This is a genomic window from Caballeronia sp. ATUFL_F2_KS9A (assembly GCF_023630765.1).
In the GTDB taxonomy this organism is placed as follows: Bacteria; Pseudomonadota; Gammaproteobacteria; order Burkholderiales; family Burkholderiaceae; genus Caballeronia; species Caballeronia zhejiangensis.
Genome location: NZ_JALQEK010000029.1, coordinates 13,320 through 35,941 on the forward strand (window position 1 = coordinate 13,320; position 22,622 = coordinate 35,941).

The 22,622-nt window shown below is 62.7% G+C and carries 17 protein-coding genes; 9 read left to right on the forward strand and 8 right to left on the reverse strand.

Annotated elements, in window-relative coordinates; translation table 11 throughout:
• Positions 1 to 2 precede the first annotated feature (2 nt).
• From nirB to NCS67_RS15765, 8 genes are all read left to right on the forward strand, one after another.
• Positions 3 to 2,525: a nitrite reductase large subunit NirB gene (gene nirB, locus NCS67_RS15730; RefSeq protein ID WP_250435661.1), complete on the forward strand. Its 2,523-nt coding sequence runs from the start codon at positions 3 to 5 to the stop codon at positions 2,523 to 2,525.
• 18 nt (positions 2,526 to 2,543) lie between these two features.
• Positions 2,544 to 2,888 (forward strand): nitrite reductase small subunit NirD, encoded by a 345-nt coding sequence (nirD, locus tag NCS67_RS15735; RefSeq protein ID WP_008353596.1) that lies wholly within the window; start codon positions 2,544 to 2,546, stop codon positions 2,886 to 2,888.
• Complete coding sequence (locus NCS67_RS15740; RefSeq protein ID WP_175979215.1) at positions 2,885 to 4,144, forward strand: NAD(P)/FAD-dependent oxidoreductase; 1,260 nt, start codon at positions 2,885 to 2,887, stop codon at positions 4,142 to 4,144. The genes nirD and NCS67_RS15740 overlap by 4 nt, the downstream gene beginning before the upstream one ends.
• 28 nt (positions 4,145 to 4,172) lie before the next feature.
• Positions 4,173 to 6,902 (forward strand): nitrate reductase, encoded by a 2,730-nt coding sequence (locus tag NCS67_RS15745; RefSeq protein ID WP_250435662.1) that lies wholly within the window; start codon positions 4,173 to 4,175, stop codon positions 6,900 to 6,902.
• A gap of 603 nt (positions 6,903 to 7,505) precedes the next feature.
• Positions 7,506 to 7,856, forward strand: a complete 351-nt coding sequence (locus NCS67_RS15750) for a hypothetical protein (RefSeq protein ID WP_175979217.1) — start codon at positions 7,506 to 7,508, stop codon at positions 7,854 to 7,856.
• Positions 7,857 to 7,979: 123 nt separating this feature from the next.
• Complete coding sequence (locus NCS67_RS15755) at positions 7,980 to 8,327, forward strand: hypothetical protein (protein WP_175979218.1); 348 nt, start codon at positions 7,980 to 7,982, stop codon at positions 8,325 to 8,327.
• 144 nt (positions 8,328 to 8,471) lie between these two features.
• Positions 8,472 to 9,443, forward strand: a complete 972-nt coding sequence (locus tag NCS67_RS15760) for a hypothetical protein (protein WP_008353590.1) — start codon at positions 8,472 to 8,474, stop codon at positions 9,441 to 9,443.
• A 144-nt stretch (positions 9,444 to 9,587) separates the two neighbouring features.
• Positions 9,588 to 10,214 carry a hypothetical protein gene (locus tag NCS67_RS15765; RefSeq protein ID WP_175979219.1) on the forward strand — a complete coding sequence of 209 codons (627 nt, stop codon included), beginning with the start codon at positions 9,588 to 9,590 and terminating at the stop codon, positions 10,212 to 10,214.
• Between the two features lie 10 nt (positions 10,215 to 10,224).
• Here the strand turns inward: NCS67_RS15765 and NCS67_RS15770 are convergent, their stop codons facing one another.
• From NCS67_RS15770 to NCS67_RS15795, 6 genes are all read right to left on the reverse strand, one after another.
• Entirely contained in the window at positions 10,225 to 11,721 is a 1,497-nt protein-coding gene (locus NCS67_RS15770; protein ID WP_250435665.1) for a heavy metal sensor histidine kinase, read from the reverse strand.
• Positions 11,718 to 12,431, reverse strand: coding sequence for a heavy metal response regulator transcription factor (locus tag NCS67_RS15775; protein ID WP_008353587.1), 714 nt, complete (start codon positions 12,429 to 12,431; stop codon positions 11,718 to 11,720). Before NCS67_RS15775 ends, NCS67_RS15770 begins: the two co-directional genes overlap by 4 nt.
• A gap of 92 nt (positions 12,432 to 12,523) precedes the next feature.
• Entirely contained in the window at positions 12,524 to 13,978 is a 1,455-nt protein-coding gene (locus NCS67_RS15780; RefSeq protein ID WP_250435667.1) for an efflux transporter outer membrane subunit, read from the reverse strand.
• Positions 13,975 to 15,216, reverse strand: a complete 1,242-nt coding sequence (locus NCS67_RS15785; RefSeq protein WP_250435668.1) for an efflux RND transporter periplasmic adaptor subunit — start codon at positions 15,214 to 15,216, stop codon at positions 13,975 to 13,977. The genes NCS67_RS15780 and NCS67_RS15785 overlap by 4 nt, the downstream gene beginning before the upstream one ends.
• 21 nt (positions 15,217 to 15,237) lie before the next feature.
• Complete coding sequence (locus NCS67_RS15790; RefSeq protein ID WP_175979222.1) at positions 15,238 to 18,423, reverse strand: efflux RND transporter permease subunit; 3,186 nt, start codon at positions 18,421 to 18,423, stop codon at positions 15,238 to 15,240.
• Between the two features lie 320 nt (positions 18,424 to 18,743).
• Positions 18,744 to 19,025, reverse strand: coding sequence for a DUF4148 domain-containing protein (locus NCS67_RS15795; RefSeq protein WP_008353580.1), 282 nt, complete (start codon positions 19,023 to 19,025; stop codon positions 18,744 to 18,746).
• Between the two features lie 264 nt (positions 19,026 to 19,289).
• Between NCS67_RS15795 and NCS67_RS15800 the strand changes: the two genes are divergently transcribed.
• Entirely contained in the window at positions 19,290 to 20,621 is a 1,332-nt protein-coding gene (locus tag NCS67_RS15800; RefSeq protein ID WP_250435669.1) for an Nramp family divalent metal transporter, read from the forward strand.
• Between the two features lie 60 nt (positions 20,622 to 20,681).
• Here the strand turns inward: NCS67_RS15800 and motB are convergent, their stop codons facing one another.
• Positions 20,682 to 21,662: a flagellar motor protein MotB gene (gene motB / locus NCS67_RS15805; protein WP_008353578.1), complete on the reverse strand. Its 981-nt coding sequence runs from the start codon at positions 21,660 to 21,662 to the stop codon at positions 20,682 to 20,684.
• Positions 21,663 to 21,692: 30 nt separating this feature from the next.
• Positions 21,693 to 22,565, reverse strand: a complete 873-nt coding sequence (gene motA, locus NCS67_RS15810; protein WP_008353577.1) for a flagellar motor stator protein MotA — start codon at positions 22,563 to 22,565, stop codon at positions 21,693 to 21,695.
• Positions 22,566 to 22,622 lie beyond the last annotated feature (57 nt).

Below are 22,622 nucleotides of genomic sequence, written 5' to 3' on the forward strand. Positions count from 1 at the left end.
TCATGAAAATCGTCGTCATCGGCCACGGCATGGTCGGCCACAAGTTCCTCGAATGTCTCGCCGAGAGCGGCAACGAAGCGCTCGACGTGACGGTCCTGTGCGAAGAACCGCGCGCCGCGTACGACCGCGTGCATCTGACCGAATTCTTCACGGGCAAGAGCGCGGATGATCTCTCGCTCGTCGAAGAGGGCTTCTTCGAACGTTCGGGTTATGCGCTGAAACTGAATGCGCGCGCGGTGTCGATCGATCGCGCGGCGCGCACGGTGACGGCTTCGACGGGCGAAGTGCTCGCGTACGACAAGCTCGTGCTCGCGACCGGCTCCTATCCGTTCGTGCCGCCCATCGAAGGCCGTGATCGCGACGGCTGCTTCGTGTATCGCACGATCGAAGATCTCGAAGCGATGCAGGCATGCGGCGCGCGCTCGAAGACGGGCACGGTCGTCGGCGGCGGTCTGCTCGGTCTCGAAGCAGCGAAGGCGCTGCGCGACATGGGACTCGAAACGCATGTGATCGAATTCGCGCCGCGCCTGATGGCCGTGCAGGTCGATGACGGCGGCGGACGCGTGCTGCGCGCGAAGATCGAGGAGCTCGGCGTCACGGTTCATACGGGTAAGAACACGCTTGCGATCGTCGATGGCGAAGGCGCGGCCAACCGCATGAATTTCGCCGATGAGACGCATCTCGACACCGACATGATCGTGTTCTCGGCAGGCATTCGTCCGCGCGACGACATCGCGCGTGCAGCGGGTCTCGACATCGGCGCGCGCGGCGGCATCGTGATCGACGACGCCTGCCGCACGAGCGACGAAGCGATCTATGCCATCGGCGAATGTGCGTTGTGGAAGGGCCAGTTGTTCGGCCTCGTCGCGCCGGGTTACGACATGGCGCGCATCGTCGCGAAGCAGATCATCGGCGAGGAAGCGGCGTTCGCGGGCGCGGACATGAGCACCAAACTCAAGCTGATGGGCGTCGATGTGGCGAGCATCGGCGATGCACACGGCAAGACGCCCGGCAGCCGGACGTATCAGTACAGCGACGAGCGCAAGCAGGTCTACAAGAAGATCGTCGTGTCCGACTGCGGCAAGTTTCTTCTCGGCGGCGTGATGGTCGGCGATGCAGCGGAATACGGCACGCTGCTGCAGATGATGTTGAACAAGATCGAGTTGCCCGAAGCGCCCGAATTCCTGATCCTGCCGTCGAGCGATGGAAAAGCGAAGCCCGCGCTCGGCGTCGAAGCCTTGCCCGATGCGGCGCAGATCTGTTCGTGCAACAACGTAAGCAAGGCTGAAATCTGCGCGGCTGTCTGCGCGGGCGCAACGAGCATTGGCGCGATCAAGTCGTCGTGCAAGGCGGGCGCATCGTGCGGCGGCTGCGTGCCGCTCGTCACGCAAGTGATGAAGTCGGAGATGAAGCGGCAGGGTCTCGCGGTGAACAATCATCTGTGCGAGCACTTCCCGCATTCGCGTCAGGAGCTTTATCACATCGCGCGCGTGGAAGGACATCGCACGTTCGGCACGCTGCTCGCGAAGCACGGCAAGGGACGCGGCTGCGATATCTGCAAGCCTGCCGTCGCGAGCATTCTTGCTTCGTGCTGGAACGAGTTCGTGCTGAAGAAAGAGCACGCGAGCCTGCAGGATTCGAACGATTACTACCTCGCGAACATCCAGCGCGATGGCACGTACAGCGTCGTGCCGCGCATGCCGGGCGGCGAAGTGACGCCCGATGGCTTGATCGCGGTCGGCCAGGTCGCGAAGAAGTACGGCCTCTATACGAAGATTACGGGCGGCCAGCGTGTCGACATGTTCGGCGCGCGCGTAGAGCAATTGCCGTTCATCTGGGAAGAGCTCATCGCGGCGGGCTTCGAATCGGGTCATGCGTATGGCAAGGCCCTGCGCACCGTGAAGTCGTGCGTCGGCTCGACGTGGTGCCGTTATGGCGTCGGCGATTCGGTCGGACTCGCGATCGAACTGGAGAATCGCTACAAGGGTCTGCGCACGCCGCACAAGATCAAGTTCGGCGTGTCGGGCTGCACGCGCGAGTGCGCCGAAGCGCAAGGCAAGGACGTCGGCGTGATCGCGACGGAGAAGGGCTGGAATCTCTACGTATGCGGCAACGGCGGCATGAAGCCGCGTCACGCCGAGCTTATTGCGTCCGATCTCGATCACGACACGCTCGTGCGGTACATCGACCGCTTCCTGATGTTCTACGTGCGTACGGCGGATCGCCTGCAACGCACGAGCGTATGGCGCGACAACCTCGAAGGCGGACTCGAGTATCTGATCGACGTCGTCATCAACGACAAGCTCGACATCGCCGCCGAGCTCGAAGCGGAGATGCAACTCGTCGTCGATACCTACGAGGACGAATGGAAGAAGGCCGTCACCGATCCGCATACGCGCAAGCGCTTCCGTCACTTCGTCAACAGCGAACAGGGCGATGCGAACGTGACCTTCGTGGAAGAGCGCGGCCAGATTCGCCCCGCCACGCTCGAAGAGCGCAAGTCGAAGCTTGCCGAAACCGTTTAACGCGTGAGGAAAAACATCATGAACGACCGTATCGAACAGGACTGGACCGCCGTTTGTGAACTCGACGACATCGTGCCGGATACGGGCGTGTGCGCGCTCGTGAAGGGCACGCAAGTCGCGGTGTTTCATGTCGCGGGCGAAGAGGCAGCCGTGTACGCGATCGACAACTACGACCCCCATTCGCAAGCCGCGGTGCTCTCGCGCGGCATCGTGGGAAGTCTGGGCGAGCGCATCGTCGTTGCATCGCCGATCTACAAGCAGCACTTCGATCTGCGCACGGGCGAATGCCTGGAAGCGCCGGAGCTTTCGGTGAGCGCGTATCGCGTGAAGGTCGCGGGCGGCAAGGTGTGGGTCGCGGCATGAAGACCGAATATGCGGTTGCGGGCATGGCGGCGTTGAAGCACGCCGCATCGCGCCAGCGGCTCGTGGTGATCGGCAACGGCATGGCCGGTATGCGTACGGTCGAAGAACTGCTGAAGATTGCGCCCGAGCTGTACGACATCACCGTATTCGGCGCCGAGCCGTACGGCAACTACAACCGCATTCTGTTGTCGCCGGTGCTCGCGGGCGAGAAGAGCGTCGACGACATCATTCTCAACACGCGCGAATGGTACGACGCGAACGGCATCACGCTGCATGCGGGCGATGCCGTGATCGAAATCGATCGTGCGCGGCGCGTCGTGCGTTCGGAGAAGGGCGTGGAAGCGCACTACGACCGTCTGCTGATCGCGACCGGCTCGAAGCCATTCATCATTCCGGTGCCGGGTTGCGAGCTTTCCGGTGTGATCGCATTTCGCGACATTCAGGATGTCGAAACGATGATCGAAGCGGCACGCGATCATCGGCACGCGGTGATCATCGGCGGCGGTCTGCTCGGGCTCGAAGCGGCCAACGGCTTGCAGCGGCAGGGCATGTCGGTAACGGTCGTGCATGCGAGCGGCAGCCTGATGGATCGTCAGCTCGATGCCACCGCGTCCGCGTTGCTCAAGCGTTCGCTCGAAGCGAAAGGCCTCAACTTCGCGATGGCCGCGCAGACCACGGAGATCGTCGGCGACGACCGCGTGCGCGCCGTGCGTTTCGCGGACGGCACGCAGATCGACGCTGATCTCGTCGTGATGACGGCGGGCGTGCGGCCCAACATTGCGCTCGCGAAAGAGGCGGGGCTGCACTGCGAGCGCGCCATCGTCGTCGACGACACGCTGCAGACTTTCGATCCGCGCGTGTATGCGGTGGGCGAATGCGTGCAGCATCGCTCGGCGACCTTCGGTCTCGTCGCACCGATCTGGGATCAGGCGCGCGTGGCGGGCGCGCATCTCGCGGGCGCGGGGCATCGCCGTTACGTGCAGCGCGCGACGGCGACGAAGCTCAAGGTGACGGGCGTCGATCTGTATTCGGCGGGCGATTTCATCGGCGGCGAGGACAGCGAGGATCTCGTGCTGCGCGATCCGCGCCGCGGCGTGTACAAGCGTGTCGTGCTGCAGGCGGGACGCGTGATCGGCGCGGTGCTGTACGGCGACGTGAAGGACGGCGGCTGGTATTTCGATCTGATTCAGAGCCGCGCGGACGTATCGCATCTGCGCGGCAAGCTTCTTTTCGGCAAGACGCTTTGTGAAGCCTGAATACGGCCAAGGATAGAGAAACGTGAGCATGTCCATCATCCCCATTCAAACGGCTTCTGTTAAAACGACTTGCCCGTATTGCGGCGTCGGCTGCGGTGTGAACGCATCGCCGAAGAGCGCGACCGAAGTGTCGATCGCCGGCGATGAAACGCATCCATCGAACTTCGGCCGTCTGTGCGTGAAGGGCTCGGCGCTCGGCGAAACGATTGGACTCGAAGGGCGTCTGCTCAATCCGAAACTGCGCGACCGCCGCAGCGGCGCGCTTACCGATGCATCGTGGGCCGATGCCATCGGCACGGTTGCGAGCGGCTTTTCGCGCATCATCGCGGAGCATGGTCCCGACGCGGTCGCGTTCTATGTATCGGGTCAGTTGCTCACCGAGGACTACTACGTCGCCAACAAGCTGATGAAGGGCTACATCGGCAGCGCAAACATCGATACGAACTCGCGGCTGTGCATGTCGTCGTCGGTGGCGGGACACAAGCGCGCGTTCGGCGAAGACCTCGTGCCGATGAGTTATGAGGACCTCGAACTCGCGGACCTCGTCGTGCTCGTGGGATCGAACACGGCATGGTGTCATCCGATTCTCTTTCAGCGCATCGTGAAGATGAAGGAGAAGCGGCCGGAGATGAAGATCGTCGTCATCGATCCGCGCTATACCGCGACTTGCGAAATGGCCGATCTGCATCTGCCGCTCAAGCCTGGCAGCGATGTGGCGCTGTTCAACGGACTGCTCGCGTTCCTCGCGGAGCACGGCGCAATCGATGCGGCTTTCGTCGATGCACATACCAGCGGTTCCGGCGACGCGCTCGCAGCGGCGGGTTCTTCGGATCTCGCGCAAACCGCGAAAGACTGCAAGCTGGATCACCACGATCTGATGGAGTTTTATCGTCTTTTCGCACGCACGGAGCGCGTGGTGACGGTCTATTCGCAAGGCGTGAATCAGTCGAGCGCCGGCACGGACAAGGTCAACTGCATCATCAATTGCCATCTGCTGACGGGGCGAATCGGCAAGCCTGGCATGGGACCGTTCTCGTTCACCGGCCAGCCCAACGCGATGGGCGGACGCGAAGTCGGCGGCCTCGCGAATACGCTTGCCGCGCATCTCGAGTTCGGCGATCCGCTGCATGGCGAGATGGTGCGGACGTTCTGGAATTCGCCTGCGATTGCAGAGCGCGCCGGATTGAAGGCCGTCGAGTTGTTCGATGCAATCGAAGCGGGCCGCGTGAAAGCCGTATGGGTGATGGGCACCAATCCTGTCGTCAGCCTGCCCGATGGCGATCGCGTGAAGCGCGCGCTCGAGAAGTGCGAGCTCGTGGTTGCATCGGACATCATCGAAAAGACGGATACGAACGCGTTCGCCGATGTGCTGCTGCCCGCGCTCGGCTGGGGCGAGAAGGATGGCACCGTGACGAACTCGGAGCGGCGCATCTCGCGTCAACGCGTGTTCATTCCGGCGCCGGGCAAGGCGCGCGCGGACTGGCGCATCATCTGCGATGTCGCGCGGCGCATGGGCTTCGAAGGCTTCGATTTTGCGGGTCCGCATGAGATTTTCGACGAGCACGCACGGTTGAGCGCGTATCGCAACGATGCGTCGGCGGGCGTGCATCGCGCGTTTCATATCGGTGGGCTGGCCGGGCTCGATCGCGCGCAATACGATGCGCTGCAGCCGACACAATGGCCGTTGCGCGAATCGGCAGAGGGAGGAACGGAGCGGCTCTTCGAAGATCACCGCTTCAGTCATGCAGATGGCCGTGCGCGCTTCGTAGCAACCGTTGCACGCGCGCCCGTGAATGCGCCCGATGACGACTATCCGCTCGTGCTCAACACCGGGCGCGTGCGCGACCAATGGCACACGATGACGCGAACGGGCCGCTCCTCGAAACTCGCGGGCCATATCAGCGAATCGTTCATCGACATGCATCCGCAAGACGCGCTCGCATGCGGCGTGCGCGAAGGCGAACTCGCGCGCGTGTCGAGTCGCTGGGGCTCGATGATCGCGCGCGTGCAGCATGGCGGTGGCATGCCGCGCGGCAGCGTGTTCGTGCCGATCCACTGGAACGATCAGACCGCCTCCGACGCGCGCGTCGGTGCGGTGGTGAATCCCGTCGTCGATCCGGTTTCGGGCGAACCGGAGTTCAAGCACACGCCTGTCGCAATCGAGAAGTTTCACGTTACATGGCACGGCTTTTCGCTCTCTCGCGCCGCGCCGGACCTCGACATGGTCACGCACTGGACGCGCGTGCATGGCACGGGCTTCGTCCGCTACGAAATGGCGGGCCGTAATCGTTTCGATGCATCCCATGGCGATCATCACGATTGGGCGCGTGCACTCTTTCATATCGACGATGAGCACGCTGACTGGATCGAATACGAGGACAAAAGCGCGGGCGTGTATCGCGCGGCGCATGTGGTCAATGAGCGTATCGAGAGTTGCGTGTTCATCTCCGAGCGGCCCGATCTGCCCGCGCGTGCGTGGCTCGCGACGCTGTTCGAAAAGGGACGCCTCGACGACGAGGACCGCGCGAGCCTCCTGCTCGGTCAGCCGATAGGCAAGGGCGAGGACACCGGGCCGACCGTGTGCTCGTGCTTCGGCGTCGGACGCAATACGATCTGCAACGCGATCCGCGAGAAGGGATTGAAGACAGCCGCCGAAATCACCTCGTGCGTGAAGGCGGGCGGCAACTGCGGATCGTGCGTGCCGGAGTTGAAGAAGCTCATCGTTGAGACGGAAATGGCGCGTCTCTCCACGGTCTGATTCGTCCGTGGTCTAACGAACGAACGCGGGCGCATGTCGCCCGCGTTTCGCGTTTTCAAGCCTTCCGATTCCTGCGGAGATCTCCGGAAAAACCCTCGAAAACAGGGCGTTTCCGGGCTATTGGTATGCTCGAATGAGCGCTCGCCAACCAAACTCCTTACGATTTATTACGACGTGAAATGGTGTGTTGGATTGCCAACGCATTCGCCGGTTCATCTTCCGTACAGTCACCTCAAAACACAGGCACTAAACAAACGGATGCCTGAAAACAACACCAAAAGGTAATACGGGGATTGCGATGAAGAACGCAAAACTATTCGAACAAGCGGAAGGCCAGCGCGCCACGATCCGCTCATCCCAGGCCAGCATCGACCTGTTGCACGAACGACGACTTCTGATCGACGTGCGAGCCTCATTCCCAGTCTGATTCGTCAAGCCGCCCCAAAGGGGCGTCCTTTCTCAAACGCTCGCTGATCCATCGAAGCCAGATTCGATCAGACGTCGGAGATAGGAATACTAACGAAACGATATTTGCTGTATCCGCTACATACCGGCGTCGATGTAGCTGGAATTGACTGTGCGCCTACACTTGGAGACCTCACCATGCAACGCAAACTGATCGCAGCAGCCGCCGTCCTCTCGCTCGTTTCCGCCGCTGCCTTCGCAACGGGCACGAACTCCAGCTCGAGCTCGACCTCGGGCGGCACGACCAGCGCAGCCGTGTTCGGCTTCGGCTCGTTCACCGCAACCAACGCGGGCGCCGCCAACGGCCACGCTTCGTCGATCGCCGGCCAGGGCTACGGCGTGACGGGCAACGCGACCAACGCGACGACGAGCCACATCAACACGTCGTCGGTGGGCGGCAAGGGTTTTGGCGGCTCGACGGCGACGGGCGTCTCGGGCGCCGACGCTGCCGCGAATGCCTGGAGCAAGCTGGGCGGCGGCTGGCGCTAAGCACACGGCGACGGACGGCGAACTTCGCCGCAACGGGGTTCGCTTTCCCGCAACCGATGTGATCCCGGTTCGAACAACAAAAAACGAAATCCAATCTTACCGATTCGATAAGGAATGCAAATCATGAAACGCACTCTGATCGCTGCTGCACTGCTCTCGTTCGTCTCCGTCGCCGCGATGGCCACGACCACGAACTCCAGCTCGTCCTCGACCTCGGGCGGCACGACGTCCGCTTCGGTCTCGGGCTTCGGCCGCTTCACGGCGACGAACTCGGGCACGGCCAACGGCAATGCGCAATCGATCGCCGGCAACAAGTTCGGCGTGACGGGCAACGCCACCAACGCAACGACGAGCCACACGAATACGTCGACGGTGAGCGGCTTCGGCCACGGCAACGCACAAGCGGGCGGCACCTCGGGCGCGGACGCAGCGGCCAATGCATGGAGCAAGCTGGGCGGCGGCTGGCGCTAAGCTGGTCGGCGACTCAAGGCAGGGGCGGCGTCATGACGAGCGTGCGCTTGCGGGATACCGCCTTTGCCGAACTCATAAAAAAACTCTAAGTCGTCCGGGACCGTCATGCGCTGTGGCGTTCCCCTTTTCTTCCGGAGAACCAAAATGAACAAGACCACTCTGCAATTGGCATGCGCGGTGCTGTTTTGCGCCGCGCAACTCGCCCACGCCGACACCACCGCCAATTCCTCGTCGGGCTCGGTTTCGGGTTCGACGTCGACGGGCATCGGCCAGGGCGGCGGATCGAGCCTCAACAACATCGGCACGTCGGCGAATTCGACGGCCAACACCAGTTCCAATTCGTCGTCGGTCGGCGGCCTCGGCGTCGCGACGGCGAGCGGCGGCCGTTCGACCGCGCAGGGCGGCTCATCGAATGTGAACATCTCGCTGACGATGCCGCAACTGACGACATCCGGCACGGATGCAAGCGGCGCCGATGCGACCGGCAAGGCGGCCACGAGCGGCCCCGGCACGAGCGCCTTCGACACGCGCACGACGGTCGACTACAACCAGAGCTCGTACTCGGTCCGCACGACGCCGTCGATCGCCGCACCCTCGCTCACCACGACGCTCTCCGACACCTGCATGGGCTCGGCCAGCTTCGGCCTGTCGATCACCGGCTTCGGCGCGACCGGCGGCACGACGCTCGTCGATCAGGCTTGCGTACGCCGCCTCGATGCACGCGAATTCCGCGCAATGGGCCTGACCGATGTCGCGCTCGCGCTCCTCTGCCAGAGCGAAGCGAACCGCCGCGCCGTCGAGGCGACGGGTCATCTGTGCCCGGGCACGACCACGCCGCTCGCGAAATCGGGCGAGGACGCGGTGCTGTCGGATGACGAGAAGTATCGCGATCCGCTGGTGCGCGCGCGCCTCGGCCTGCCGGTGACCGCCGCCAACAATCCGGAAGTCAGCATGAAGACGCAGAACGAGGCCAAGCAGGCTCAGCCGGCTCCCGCGAAGCAGGTCGCGCAGCCGACGCCGGTCGCCGCTCGCGTGTACGATCAGGCTGATACGAATGGCGTCGAAGTGGCGAGCACGCCCATCGGCGAAAAGATCGAAGTCTCGCTGGTGAAGTGAGGAAGCAACAGGTCCAATGGCAGGGTGACGCCATGGAGCGAGAGAGACGCGCCTGAGCAATCGGGCCGTCTCTACCTTTGAAGGGTTGGCTTTTGAAAGACTGGTCCCGGAGAGTCAACCCTCGTTTTCCCGCTGAGGCATGCGATGAAGAGTCACAAGAAAATGGCGGCCATCGCGCTCGCGGCGAGTGCGACGGTCTCGATGATGCCGATGAGCGCGCGCGCCGATGCAAGCGCCGGCGTGATCTGGGCCGCGAACCCGGTCGGCGTGCAGTCGATGCCCGATGCGCAGGCGCTCGCGCTCTTGCCTTCGAGCGGCTACGTGCCCTTGCAGACGTCGGGCGGCAAGTGCCTGCTCGTCGCGCGGCGCGGAACGCAGATCGTCGCAGTGGAGTTGTCGCCGCTCGCGATCGGCGCGAAGGTGATCGGCTGGAAGCCGCAGCAGATCGACATGAGCACGGTCACGTCGAAGTGGGGCTACGTGCCGCCGCAATCGTCGATCGATACGAAGAGCTTCGGCAATCCCGTCACGAGCACGATCTCGGAAGCGAACAAGACGGATACGTCGAAAGGCGGATCGTATGCGCGCGCGAGCAGTTGGGGCAATGGCAACGTCGAAGCGCATAGCAGCGCGATCGCGTCGGCAACGGGCGAGACCGAAGCCGCCGAATCGGTGACGGTGAACGGCAAGACGTATCGCAAGTACAGCCACTTCAGGCCGGCGACAGCCGAAGCGCCGATGGCCGCATCGGATGAATACTTCTGTCAGTGATGCACGTGCTTCATGTCGTGGCGGACTTCCGTTCCACGACCGGCGGCACGGGCAAGGCGACGTCTTCGACGGGTCGCGATTCAGTGCCGAAACGCGCGACCGAGAACGAGAACGTGTTGACGCCGTTCTCGCTCGTCGCCGACACGGTGCCGCGATGCATCTCGGCCACCGCCTTCACGATGGCAAGCCCGAGGCCGTGATTCTCGCGGCTATTCGTGCGCGAACTTTCCGCGCGATAGAAGCGGTCGAAGAGATGCGCCATCACATGCGGCTGGATCGATTCGCCGGGATTGGCCACGGCGATGCGAATGCGCCCATGTTCCCGCGTGATGGCCACGGAAATCGTCGCGCCGGGCGCGCAATGCTGAATTGCGTTCATCACGAGATTGGACAGCGCACGGCCGAATAGCGACGTATTGACGAACGCGCGCGCATCGCCGTTCGCGACGGCGCGCACTCGCGCTTCTTCCAGCGGAATCTCGAGAAACTCCAGTGTGCGATTGACCTCCGCCGCGAGCGACACTTCGACGAGTCCCGTCGCGCGTTCGCCCTGATCGGCGCGCGCGAGAAACAGCATGTCGTTGATGATCGCGCGCACGCGTTCGAACTCCTCGAGATTCGATTGCAGCGTGTGACGCAGCTCGTCGATCGAACGATCGCGCGTCAAGGCGACTTCCGTCTGACCGATGAGAATCGTGACCGGCGTGCGCAATTCGTGCGCGACATCGGCGTTGAAGGATTCGAGACGGCCATATGCGTGATCGAGCCGTTCGAGCGCGCCATTGAAGGACTTCGCGAGATCTTCGAGTTCCATCGGCAGCGCGCGCGTGTTCAGGCGTTGCGATCGATTGGTCGGACTCAGCTTCGATGCATCGCGCGTGAGGCGCGTGAGCGGTGCGAGGCCGAGCCGCGCGACCGAATAACTCAGCAGCAGGACCGCGACCGTGGCGAGCGCCATCAGCGCGGCGAGCGCGAGACCGAACGCGCGCATCGTATGAACGTTCGGCGAGCAATCGATCGCGACGAAGAGCTGCAACGGCGGACGATCCCCGTTGGGCGGAATCGTGAGCGTGGTCATCAGCATGTCGTAGGCGCGATCTTCCGGACGGAAGTGAACGTAACCGCCCATCACGCGCTTGACGACGCGGCCCGCGGGCGGCGAGCCGTATTCATAGCGCGGATCGTTGCTGGACACGGCAAAGAGCGTGGAGCCGTCGCGCGGGGTGATGTCGGCGAGCTTCTCCTTCGCGATCTTCCATTTCTCCGGCGTCGATACATGCGTGACGATGAGCCGCGCAATCTCCGCGCGATTGTCGAGCGAGTCGCGCAAATGCTGCTCCAGTTGCACGCGCAGCACGAGAAAGAGTCCCGAGCCGACGAGCGCAAACACGAGCAGCGCGACGAGCGCGAACATGACGGCGAGCCGCCGCGAAATGGAGCGTTGCGTGCGCGGCTCGCGCGCGTCGCGTGCCTCGCGTGGCGTCGACGATATCCACTGCGTGTTCATGATGGTCTCGCGTCTTCCCTTGCTTCGCGCGTGTCGCGAACTTCGCGCACTTCGAGCACATAGCCCATGCCACGCACGGTATGAAGCAGTTTGGTGCGGAACGGTCCGTCCAGTTTCGCGCGCAGCCGCTTGATCGCCGTTTCGACGACGTTCGTGTGACTTTCGAAATCGACTTCCCAGACGAGCTCGGTGATCGCGGTCTTCGAGAGAATGTCGCCGTGACGGCGCGCGAGCACCGAGAGCAACTGAAATTCCTTCGCGGTGAGGTCGAGCCGCACGCCGTCGCGTGTTGCGCGGCGGCCGATCAGATCGACATACAGATCGCCGACCGATATCAATGTCGATTCCTGCGCGCGCGTGCGGCGGGCGAGCGCATGCAGACGCTCGACGAGTTCGAGAAACGAGAATGGCTTCGTGAGGTAATCGTCCGCGCCTTCGCGCAGGCCGCGCACACGATCGTTGATGTGATCGCGCGCGGTCAGCATGATGACCGGCGTCGACTTCTGGAGGCGCAGCGCCTTCAATACCGCGAAGCCGTCGCGTCTTGGCAGCATCACGTCGAGCACGATCACGTCGTAGTCGTATTCGATGGCGAGATGCGTGCCTTCCTCGCCGTCCATCGCGACATCGACGACCCAGCCTTGCTCGGTCAACCCCGAGCGCAGGTAATCCACCACTTTGTGTTCGTCTTCGACTATCAGGACTTTCATGCCTGGCACCTGTGCGCGTTCAGTGTGTGTTTACCGCATTGTTCAACTGCTAACTATACGAGCCTCGCGGACATCGTGCTTACGTTTTCTTTCTACTCGCCCGAAGTAGTTGCGTTCGCAAGCTTCTGATCGTCGTTCGATGCAGTGTCCCATCCGCCGCCCAATGCCTTCACGAGCGTCACCGATACGGTGCGCTGCTGTCCGCGAATCTGCACGTCCTGTCGTTCGCTCGTGAGCAATTGCTGCTGTGCGGTGATGACGTCGAGATAGGCGACGAGCCCGCCCGAATAACGATCGTTCGCGAGCGACAGCAAGCGTTGCGCATCGACGACCGCGGCGTGCGACTGTTTCGCCGCGCCGTCCAGCACCGACAATCCGACGATGCCGTCCTGCACTTGCTGAAACGCGCCGAGCACCGTCTGCCGATAATTCGCGACGGCCGCGACATAGCCTTCGTTCGCGAAATCGACGGCTGCGGAGCGCCGTCCGCCATCGAAGATGACCTGGCTTGCCATCGTCCCGATGGTCCACAAAAGGCTCGGCGCGGAAATCAGACTTGAGAACGCCGTGCTTTCCCAGCCGACCGTGCCGTTCAACGTGAGGCTCGGAAAGAACGCCGCTTTCGCGACGCCGATCTGCGCATTGGCCGCGGCCATCGCACGCTCGGCGGATGCGACATCGGGCCGGCGTTGCAGTACATCGCTCGGCACGCCGAGTGGAATCGGCGGAAGCGGGCGTTCGTTCAATTCAGGCGCGATCGAGAATTGCGGCGCGGGCGTCCCGACGAGCGCGGCGATCGCATGTTCGAATTGCGCGCGCTGATTGAGCAGCAGTTGCGCCTGCACGCGCGTCTGATCGAGTTGCGCTTGCTGCTGCAATACATCGAGGCCTGACACCGCGCCGAGATCGTGTTGCGCCTGCACGTAATCGAGCGCTTTCTTTTGCAGCACGACAGAACGATTCAGCACGTCGATCTCCGCATCGAGCTCGCGCATCGAGAAGTAGTCGCTGGCGAGATCGGTGGTCAGCACGAGACGCGCATTCGCGAGATCGTCGCGCGACTGATCCGCCGATGCATGCGCGGCCTCCTCTTCGCGACGGATGCGGCCGAACAGATCGACGTCGTAGTTGACCGTCGGCGCGAGCTTCAGATCGCTTTGAACGGTAGCGTTGCTCGGCGTCGCGTAGTTGGTGACGGGCCGGTTCTTCGAAATGCGCGAGCGCGACGCGTTTGCACCGAGATCGACTTCAGGCAGCGCCAGCGCGGATGTTTGCGCGAGCGTCGCGCGAGCCTGTGCGTAGTGCGCGCTCGCCGCGGCGAGCGTCTGATTCTGTGCGAGCGCCTGCGTTTCGAGACCGTTCAACGTCACATCGCCGAAGCCTTGCCACCAGTCGAGCGCGAGCGGCGCATGCGACGGCTCGCCCACGCGCCAGTACGAATCCGTCTTCCACGTAGGCGGCGTTGCGGCGACGGGCCGATGATAGTCGGGCCCGACCGTACACGCGGCAAGCAGCGAGACGAGCGTGATGCCAAGCGCGGTCTTCATGATGCGGCCTTGCTGCCCGACGCGGGCTGTCGTTGCGTTTGCTGCGGCGCGATCACGACGTGATCGCCATCGGCGATCGAATCGCTCGGGTTGATGATGAGCTTGTCGGTCGCGTCGATTCCGCTCTCGATTTCGAGCGATTGTCCGAGATCCTGCGCGATCACGATCTTGCGCAAGCTCACATGACCGTTGCCATCGACGACCGCGAGACGTGGACCTTCGGAACGGAAGAGCAGCGCGTTGCCTGGCACGAGCAGACGCGCGTGCGCGGTCGCGGGCACGGCGACCTGCACATACGCGCCGGGCCGTAGCCGCCCATCGGGATTCGGCAGCGTCACTTCGACTTGCAACGAGCGCGTGGGCACGTCGATCGCGCCGGAGATGTGCGTGATCTTGCCGTGGAACTGTTCGCCGGGCAGCTCCGCCTGCGTGACCGTCACGTCCTGTCCGACCGATACGTTCTGCGCGTAAGCCTGCGGCAACTGCACGAACACGCGCAACGGGTCCGACTGGGCGAGCGCGAAGAGCGCGCGGCTCGTGCCGCTGCCCGCATCGATCAGATCGCCGACATCCACATTGCGCTGCGTGACGACGCCCGCAAAAGGCGCGACGATGCGCTTGAACGATTCGAGCTGACGCAGACGCTTCACGTTGGCATCGGCGGCCGCGAGATTCGCGACGTCCTGGTTGTACGTGCTCTGACGCTCGTCGAGTTCCTGTTGCGACACGGCATCGCGCTGACGCAATTGCTGCCAGCGTTCGAGCGAGCTCTTCGCGAGTCCGAGGCTCGATGCAGTCTGATCGCGTTGCGCGACCGCTTGCGCAAGCTCCTGATCGATCTCGGGCGTGTCGAGATCGGCGAGCAACTGGCCTTGCTTCACGCGCGATCCGATATCGACATACCAGTGCAGCAGATAACCCGTCGCACGCGCATAGATCGGCGATTCGACGAAGCCGCGCAAGGTCCCCGGCAACGTCGTTTCGCCGCCGCCATCGGTCTCTTGAGGCATGACGACGTTCACGTATTGCTGCGCGTTCTGCTGCGTGCGCGCGGCGATGGAATGGCTATGCAGCACATCGGTGACGACCGTGCGCGCCGCGCCTATCGCGAGCAACGCGAGCACGATCACGAGCGCGATCTTCGCGCGTTTCCATTCGACGTTGCGCGGCGGCAGCGCGGGCCCTTCGTTCGGGTCGCGAGCGGGAATCGCAAGCGATGCGTGGTTCTTTTCAGTCATGTTCGTCGGGATGCTTTGATGTCAGTGTTGGCCGCTGCCGTCTTCATGTTGCGTGTTACCTCTTCGCGCGGCGCGCCGTGCAAGACGTGCGTGAATGCCTGCGAAGACGAGCGGCACGAAAAAAAGCGTGGAAACCGTTGCGAACAGCAGGCCACCGATCACCGCGCGGCCGAGCGGCGCGTTTTGCTCGGCGCCTTCGCCGAGGCCGAGCGCCATCGGAATCATGCCGATGATCATCGCGAACGCGGTCATCAACACGGGGCGTATGCGGCTCGCGCCCGCCTCGAGCGCGGCGGTGAGCGGCGGCATGCCCGCGTTCAGACGCTGTCGCGCGAACGAGACCATCAGGATGCTGTTCGCGGTGGCGACGCCCATCGTCATGATCGCGCCGGTCAGCGCGGGCACGCTCAGGTGCGTGCCGGTGAGAAAGAGCATCCAGATGATGCCCGCGAGCGCGGCGGGCAATGCGCTTACGATGATGAGCGGATCGATCCACGACTGGAAGTTCACGACGATCAGCAGATACACGAGCACGATCGCCATCGCGACGCCCAGTCCGAGGCCGACGAACGACGTCCGCATCGTCTCGACCTGACCGCGCACGACGATCTGGCTGCCGCGCGGAAGCGTCTTCTGCGCTTCATCGACGAGTTGATTAACCTGGCGCGCGACGCTGCCGAGATCGCGGCCTTCGACGCTCACGAAGAGATCGATCACGGGCCGGATGTTGTAGTGCGTGACCACCGCGAACTGATTCTTCGGCGAGAGGCGCACGAGATTGCCGAGCAGTTGCGTGGGACCGTTGAGCGATGCGGACACGGGCGTTCGCAGCAGTTCGTCGATCGATGAAATCTGATACTGCGGCGTCTGCACCGCGAGGTTGTATTCGACGCCGTTGCGCGGGTTGAACCAGAATCCCGGCGCGGTTTGCGAGCTTCCCGAAAGCGAAACCAGCACGTTCTGCGCGACGTTGCTTGCGGACAGATTGAGTTGCTGCAGGCGCGTGCGATCCATCTGCAAATCGATGGCCGGTTCGTCTAGCTTCTGCTGGATGTGCGTATCGACATTGCCGGGAATCATGCGGATCTGCTTCATCAGCTTGCTCGCGACTTCGAAATTCGCCTGGCCGTTCTGCCCTTGAATCTGCACGTCGATGGCGGCGGGCAAGCCGAAGTTGAGAATCTGCGTGACGATGTCCGCGGGTTGAAAGAAGAATTCGACGCCGGGAAAGCGGCGCGGCAGGAGCGCACGCAATTCGTCGATGTACTTTTGCGTCGGCGAATGATCCGCGTTGAGCGCGACCTGAATTTCGCCGTCGAGCGTGCCGATCGTTCCGGCATTGCTGTACGACAGGTTGATGCCGCTATAAGGCAGACCGAGGTTATCCAGTATCGTCGCGAGTTCGTCTTGCGGCACGATCTGGCGCACGACCTTTTCGACTTCATCCGCGAGTCGCGCGGTCTCCTCGATGCGCGTGCCGGTCGGCGCGCGCATGTGCAGGCGAATATCGCCCGCATCGACGCTCGGGAAGAAGTCTTCGCCGAGCACGAACACGAGGCCCGCCGACAACAGGCAGAAGCCGAGAAAGAGCGTCGCGAACAGACGCCGCTTCACGAGCAGGCTCGACAGAATCACGATATACGCGCCGCGCATGCGCTCGAAGCCGCGATCGAAGCGCTGATGCAGACGCACGAAGAGATTCGGCTTTGCCTTCGCATCGGGTGCGTGCGCGTGGCCCATCAACAGCATCGCGAGCGTCGGCACGAGCGTGCGCGAAAGGATGTACGACGCGAGCATTGCGAACACGACGGCTTCCGCAAGCGGCACGAACAGGAACTTGGCGACGCCGGTGAGAAAGAACATCGGCACGAACACGATGCAGATGCACAGCGTCGAGACGAGCGCGGGCACCGCGATTTCACCTGCGCCTTCGAGGATCGCGTCGTGCAGATTCGTGCCCATGTGCAGATGACGCTCGATGTTCTCGATCGTGACGGTGGCATCGTCGACGAGAATGCCGACTGCGAGCGCGAGGCCGCCGAGCGTCATGATGTTGATCGTCTGCCCGAGCGCATGCAGCACGATCAGCGACGAGAGAATCGAGAGCGGTATCGAGATCGCGATAATGCAGGTGCTGCGCCAGTTGCCGAGAAAGAGCAGGATCATCGCGGCGGTGAGCGCGGCGGCGATGAGCGCTTCGCGCACGACGCCTTGCACGGCGGCCTTCACGAACACCGACTGATCGAAGAGCGCGCTGATCTTCAGATCGGAAGGCAGCGACGCCCGCGCTTGCGGCAAGAGATCATGCAACGTATTGACGATGGACAGCGTCGACGCGTTGCCGTTCTTCAGCACCGAGATCAGCACGCCGCGATGCCCGTCCTGACGCACGATGTTGGTCTGCGGCGAGAAGCCGTCGCGGACGTGCGCGACTTCGCGCAGATAGGTCGTCGCGCCGTTGATCGTGCGAACCGGAATGTCGTTCAGGCCCGCGACGGTCGCGGGCGAACCGTTCATGTCGACCGTATATTCGCGCGGGCCGATCTTTGCGGTGCCGGTCGGAAGGATCAGGTTTTGCGCGTTGACGGCCTGGACGACATCGGTCGGCGTGAGTCCTTTTGCGAGCAGCGCGCGCGTGTCGAGATCGACGGAGATGAGGCGCGTCTTGCCGCCATACGGATAAGGCACGGCCGCGCCCGGAATCGTCACGAGTTGAGGGCGCAAGAAATTGAGCGCGGTATCGTTCAGGTCCTGCTCGGATTGCTTCGGACTCGAAAGCCCGAGCTGAATCACCGGAATGCTCGACGCCGAATAGCTGATGACGAGAGGCGGCGTCGCGCCCGGCGGCATCTGCTTCACTTGCGCCTGTTCGACGGCCACTGTTTGCGCGATCGCGGTCTGGATGTTCGCGGTGGGCTGCAGAAAGAGCTTGATGATCGCGATGCCTTGCAGCGATTGCGACTCGATGTGCTCGATATTGTTCACCGTGGTCGTGAGGCTGCGCTCGTTGACCGACGTGATGCGATTGGCCATGTCCTGCGCGGAAAGGCCTGTGTAGTTCCAGATGATGCTGACAACCGGAATGTCGATTTCGGGAAGCACGTCCACAGGCGTCGTCATGAGGACGAACGGCGTCGCCAGCAGGATCATGATGGCCATCACGATGAACGTGTATGGCCGCTTAAGCGCAACGTTGACTATCCACATTGAGTCGTTCGGAAGAAGCTGGGAGAGGGCGCTGCGAATGAGGCGAATGCAACGCGCGGGACGCAATGACGGAGCGGGGCGTGCGGTTCGCCATCAGTGTCGTTATGGTAGTGGCCGGGTGCCAACGACAATATGACGTGAATATGGCGCCGATGTCAGATAAGGCGGTTTGAAAGCAAGCTTGCGAAAGCCCATGGTAGGGCGGAGCATTCGCATCGGACAGCGGGGAATAGCGAAGCGCGAGCGCGGGTTACGCGCTTCGAAGGGACGCGAGCGAGACGGCGCGGAAGGCCGCGCGTGTCTCGTTCGATGAGCGTGCGTTACTGCGGGGTTTGACCGAGCGGCGTCGTCGACATCGTGCGTCCCGAAGACGACGAACCGTCGCTGGACGAGCCATATGCGCTTTGCGCGCTGACCTTGGCTTCGGCTGCCTGGATGTCGTTCGGATAGAACGCATCGCGCTCGGACGGGTTATAGCCGGCTTGTTCGACGCGTTGCAGATCCGCTTTCACCTGCGCGCGCGTGAGACCTTCGGATTGTGCGAGCGCGGCGAGCGGCGCGGCAGCAAGGGCGATTACAGCGATGCGTGTGACTAGTTTCATGGCGCACTCCTCATGCGGGTAAAAATGAACGGGACGTGCGGTTGCGCGATATGCAGCGTCGGCACGCTCGCTACAGCCACCACTGAATTTTATTTGTCGTACCGTGACGAGATGCTGGCGATGAGATGACGCTTTGGTCAGATTGGGGCTGTCTGTGAATGCGCGCAGCCGGTGATAGACTCGCCCGCGAGACGCGCCTTGTAAGCTACCTGCACAACATCGTTCGCGGATGTTGTCCCCGATATCCCATCAGGACTCGATAAATTGCCGTTCAATCTGCCGACCACGGCCACCGCGCCGTTTTGCCCATCGGAAGTCAAAGGCTCCGTCGCCGTTTCGCCGGGCGCGCCGCTATGGAAGAAGCTCCTGCAATTCGCGGGGCCGGGCCTGCTCATTTCCATCGGCTATATGGACCCGGGCAACTGGGCGACGGATATCGAAGCCGGCTCACGCTATGGCTATAGCCTGCTCTTTGTCGTCGTGTTGTCGAGTCTTGCGGCGATGGTGCTGCAATGTCTTTCGATGCGCCTTGGCATCGTCACGGGAAAGGATCTCGCGCAGCTATCGCGTGAGCGTTACGCGAAACCGGTCGCGAACGTGCAATGGATGCTCGCGGAGTTATCGATCATCGCGTGCGATCTCGCGGAAGTGCTCGGCGGCGCGCTCGCGTTTCATTTGCTGTTCGGCGTTTCGCTGATGTGGGGCGTGGTGCTCACCGCATTCGATACGCTCATCGTGCTGGGCCTGAAAGGCAAGAACTTTCGCGATCTCGAAGCCATCATGCTCGGGCTCATCGCGACGATCGGCGTCGGTTATATCGTCGAGCTCGTGCTCGTCAAACCGCATTGGCCTTCGGTTGCTGCCGGGCTCGTGCCATCGATTCACGCGTTGAGCGATCGCGAGCCGCTTTATCTCGCGATAGGCATTCTCGGCGCGACCGTGATGCCGCATAACCTGTATCTGCATTCCTCGATCGTGCAGACGCGCGTGGTGAATCGCGATGCGAAGAGCCTTGCATCGGCGATCAATCTTTCGCGGCTCGATACGATCGTGTCGCTCGTTCTCGCGCTGCTGATCAATGCGGCGATCCTGATTCTCGCGGCATCGGCATTTCACGCGACGGGACACACGCAAGTGACCGAGATCGAAGATGCGTACAAGCTGCTTGCGCCTATCGTGGGAACCGGGCTTGCGGCGATTCTCTTCGCGGTGACGCTCTTTGCATCGGGCCAGAGTTCGACGTTCACCGGGACCATTGCAGGGCAGGTCATCATGGAAGGGTTCCTGCAACTGAAAATCCCGTGCTATCAGCGCCGATTCATCACGCGGGCGCTTGCGCTCGTGCCAGCGTTGATCGGCGTGTACGTGATGGGCAACGGCGCGGTCGGCAAGCTGCTCGTCGCGAGTCAGGTCGTGCTGAGCCTGCAACTGCCGTTCGCGCTTTATCCGCTGATCCGGATGACGAGCGATCGCGGCCTCATGGGAGCGTTCTCGAACAAACCGTTCATGAAGCTCGTCGCGTGGGCGCTGTTCGTGGTCATCAGCGCGGCGAACGTCTGGCTCGTGGTGCAGACGGTCGCGGAGTGGCCCGGCTGAAATGAAAAGCGCCATGCACGATTCGATGTGCATGGCGCTTCGTCAAGCCGCGAGCGTTGTCTACTTCACCACCGCCGCCGGCGCATCCGACTTGACCGAGACCGGCGCGGGAAGCGCCGCTTCGACAGGCCGCGTTTCATCGACCGTGGTTCTGCCGCCATCGCGGAAGAACGCCTGTTCCGCGGCCTTGTTCAGCACGAGAATACTGATCCGCCGATTCGTCGGCTCGTCGACGACATCCTTGTTGAGCGGCAGCACGTCGGACAGTCCGCGCACTTGCAGCACCTTGCTTTCCTTCATGCCGCCCGCGACGAGCGCGCGCCGCGCGGCATTCGCCCGCTCGCTCGAAAGCTCCCAGTTCGAATAGCCCGCCTGACCGCCGGAATAGGGCACTGCATCCGTATGCCCCGCGATCGACACGCGGTTATCGACATCGTTCAGCGATGCGCCGATGTTCGTCAGAATCGTCGTCACATAGCTTTCGAGTCTCGAACTGCCCGATGCGAACATCGGCCGCTTGAGCGAATCGACGATCTCGATACGCAAGCCTTCACTCGTGATCGCGATGCGAATCTGATCCTTGTACGCGCGCAGCGCAGGCGTCTGCTCGATGAGCGCCATCAGCTTCTGCTTGAGTTGCTGCAGCTTGCGCAAGTCGTCCATCGCAACGGCAGCGCGCGCGATCGATTGCGGCACCGGTTGCGTCTGGGTCTTGTTGCCTTCACCCGGACGCGTGCTCGACAGATCCCTGCCGCCGCCCGCGATGACGCTCGTATGCGCCGACGCGCCGCCATCGTTGCCGAACAATGCGGAAAGCGGCGTATTGAAGTATTGCTCGATGCCTTCCTTGTCGTACTTCGATGTCGATCCGAGCAGCCACATCAACAGAAAGAACGCCATCATCGCGGTGACGAAGTCGGCGTAGGCGATCTTCCATGCGCCGCCATGATGGCCGTGTCCGTGCGCCTTCTTCTTGCGCTTGACGACGACAGTCGGCGCAAGCACGGACTGCAGCGGATCGCGTGACGGTTTCTCAGCCATGTGCGTTGGTCCTTTGCGTACCCGATGTCATCACGAAGCCGCCTTCGGCATCTTGGTGGCACGAACCGCGTCGTCGAGTTCCTTGAAGCTCGGACGATCGGCGGTAAAGAGCACCTTGCGGCCGAACTCGACCGCGATCGTCGGCGCATAACCGTTCATCGATGCGAGCAGCACGGACTTCACGCACTGGAACGGCTTCGCTTCGGCCGCGCCCTTCGCGTTGAGCAGGTCCGCGAGCGGGCCGATGAAGCCGTACGCCAGCAGAATGCCGAGGAACGTGCCGACGAGCGCACCCGCGATCATCTCGCCGAGCACGGCGGGCGCGGCGCCGACCGAGCCCATCGTGTGCACGACGCCCATCACCGCGGCGACGATACCGAATGCAGGCAGGCCATCGGCCATTTTCTGAATGGCGTTCGCGGCGATCGAGCTTTCGGTGTGGTGCGTGTCGAGCTCTTCGTCCATCAGATCCTGCATTTCGAGCGCGTTGACATTGCCCGCCGACATCATGCGCAGATAGTCGACGATGAAGTCGAGCAGATGATGATCGGCCATGACGTGCTCGTACTTCTGAAAGACCGGGCTGGACTCGGGCGCATCGACATCGGCTTCGAGCGCCATCATGCCTTCCTTGCGCGCCTTCTGAAGCAGTTCGTAGAGCAATGCGATCAGCGCGAGATATTTCTCTTTCGTGTAGCCGCCGCCCTTGAACGCCTTCGGAATCGATTGCAACGTTTTCTTGAGCGTCGCGGTCGGATTCGACACGACGAACGCGCCGATCGCCGCGCCGAAAATACACAGCAGCTCGAACGGTTGCACGAGGGCCGCGAGGTGGCCGCCGACGCCGACGAAGCTTCCGATCACCGAGCCGATGACCAACAACCATCCGATGATGACAAACATGATTTCTCCGCAAAAGTCCGGGCGCCGCGGGCCGTGCGTGCTCGGGATTGAGACGCG

Coding starts and splice junctions, on each gene's coding strand:
- NCS67_RS15795 (WP_008353580.1), bottom strand. CDS start 19,025: ATGAAACTAGTCACACGCATCGCTGTAATCGCCCTTGCTGCCGCGCCG.
- motB (WP_008353578.1), bottom strand. CDS start 21,662: ATGGCTGAGAAACCGTCACGCGATCCGCTGCAGTCCGTGCTTGCGCCG.
- NCS67_RS15770 (WP_250435665.1), bottom strand. CDS start 11,721: ATGAACACGCAGTGGATATCGTCGACGCCACGCGAGGCACGCGACGCG.
- NCS67_RS15780 (WP_250435667.1), bottom strand. CDS start 13,978: ATGAAGACCGCGCTTGGCATCACGCTCGTCTCGCTGCTTGCCGCGTGT.
- NCS67_RS15775 (WP_008353587.1), bottom strand. CDS start 12,431: ATGAAAGTCCTGATAGTCGAAGACGAACACAAAGTGGTGGATTACCTG.
- motA (WP_008353577.1), bottom strand. CDS start 22,565: ATGTTTGTCATCATCGGATGGTTGTTGGTCATCGGCTCGGTGATCGGA.
- NCS67_RS15755 (WP_175979218.1), top strand. CDS start 7,980: ATGAAACGCACTCTGATCGCTGCTGCACTGCTCTCGTTCGTCTCCGTC.
- NCS67_RS15785 (WP_250435668.1), bottom strand. CDS start 15,216: ATGACTGAAAAGAACCACGCATCGCTTGCGATTCCCGCTCGCGACCCG.
- NCS67_RS15790 (WP_175979222.1), bottom strand. CDS start 18,423: ATGTGGATAGTCAACGTTGCGCTTAAGCGGCCATACACGTTCATCGTG.
- nirB (WP_250435661.1), top strand. CDS start 3: ATGAAAATCGTCGTCATCGGCCACGGCATGGTCGGCCACAAGTTCCTC.
- NCS67_RS15740 (WP_175979215.1), top strand. CDS start 2,885: ATGAAGACCGAATATGCGGTTGCGGGCATGGCGGCGTTGAAGCACGCC.
- NCS67_RS15750 (WP_175979217.1), top strand. CDS start 7,506: ATGCAACGCAAACTGATCGCAGCAGCCGCCGTCCTCTCGCTCGTTTCC.
- NCS67_RS15760 (WP_008353590.1), top strand. CDS start 8,472: ATGAACAAGACCACTCTGCAATTGGCATGCGCGGTGCTGTTTTGCGCC.
- NCS67_RS15765 (WP_175979219.1), top strand. CDS start 9,588: ATGAAGAGTCACAAGAAAATGGCGGCCATCGCGCTCGCGGCGAGTGCG.
- NCS67_RS15745 (WP_250435662.1), top strand. CDS start 4,173: ATGTCCATCATCCCCATTCAAACGGCTTCTGTTAAAACGACTTGCCCG.
- nirD (WP_008353596.1), top strand. CDS start 2,544: ATGAACGACCGTATCGAACAGGACTGGACCGCCGTTTGTGAACTCGAC.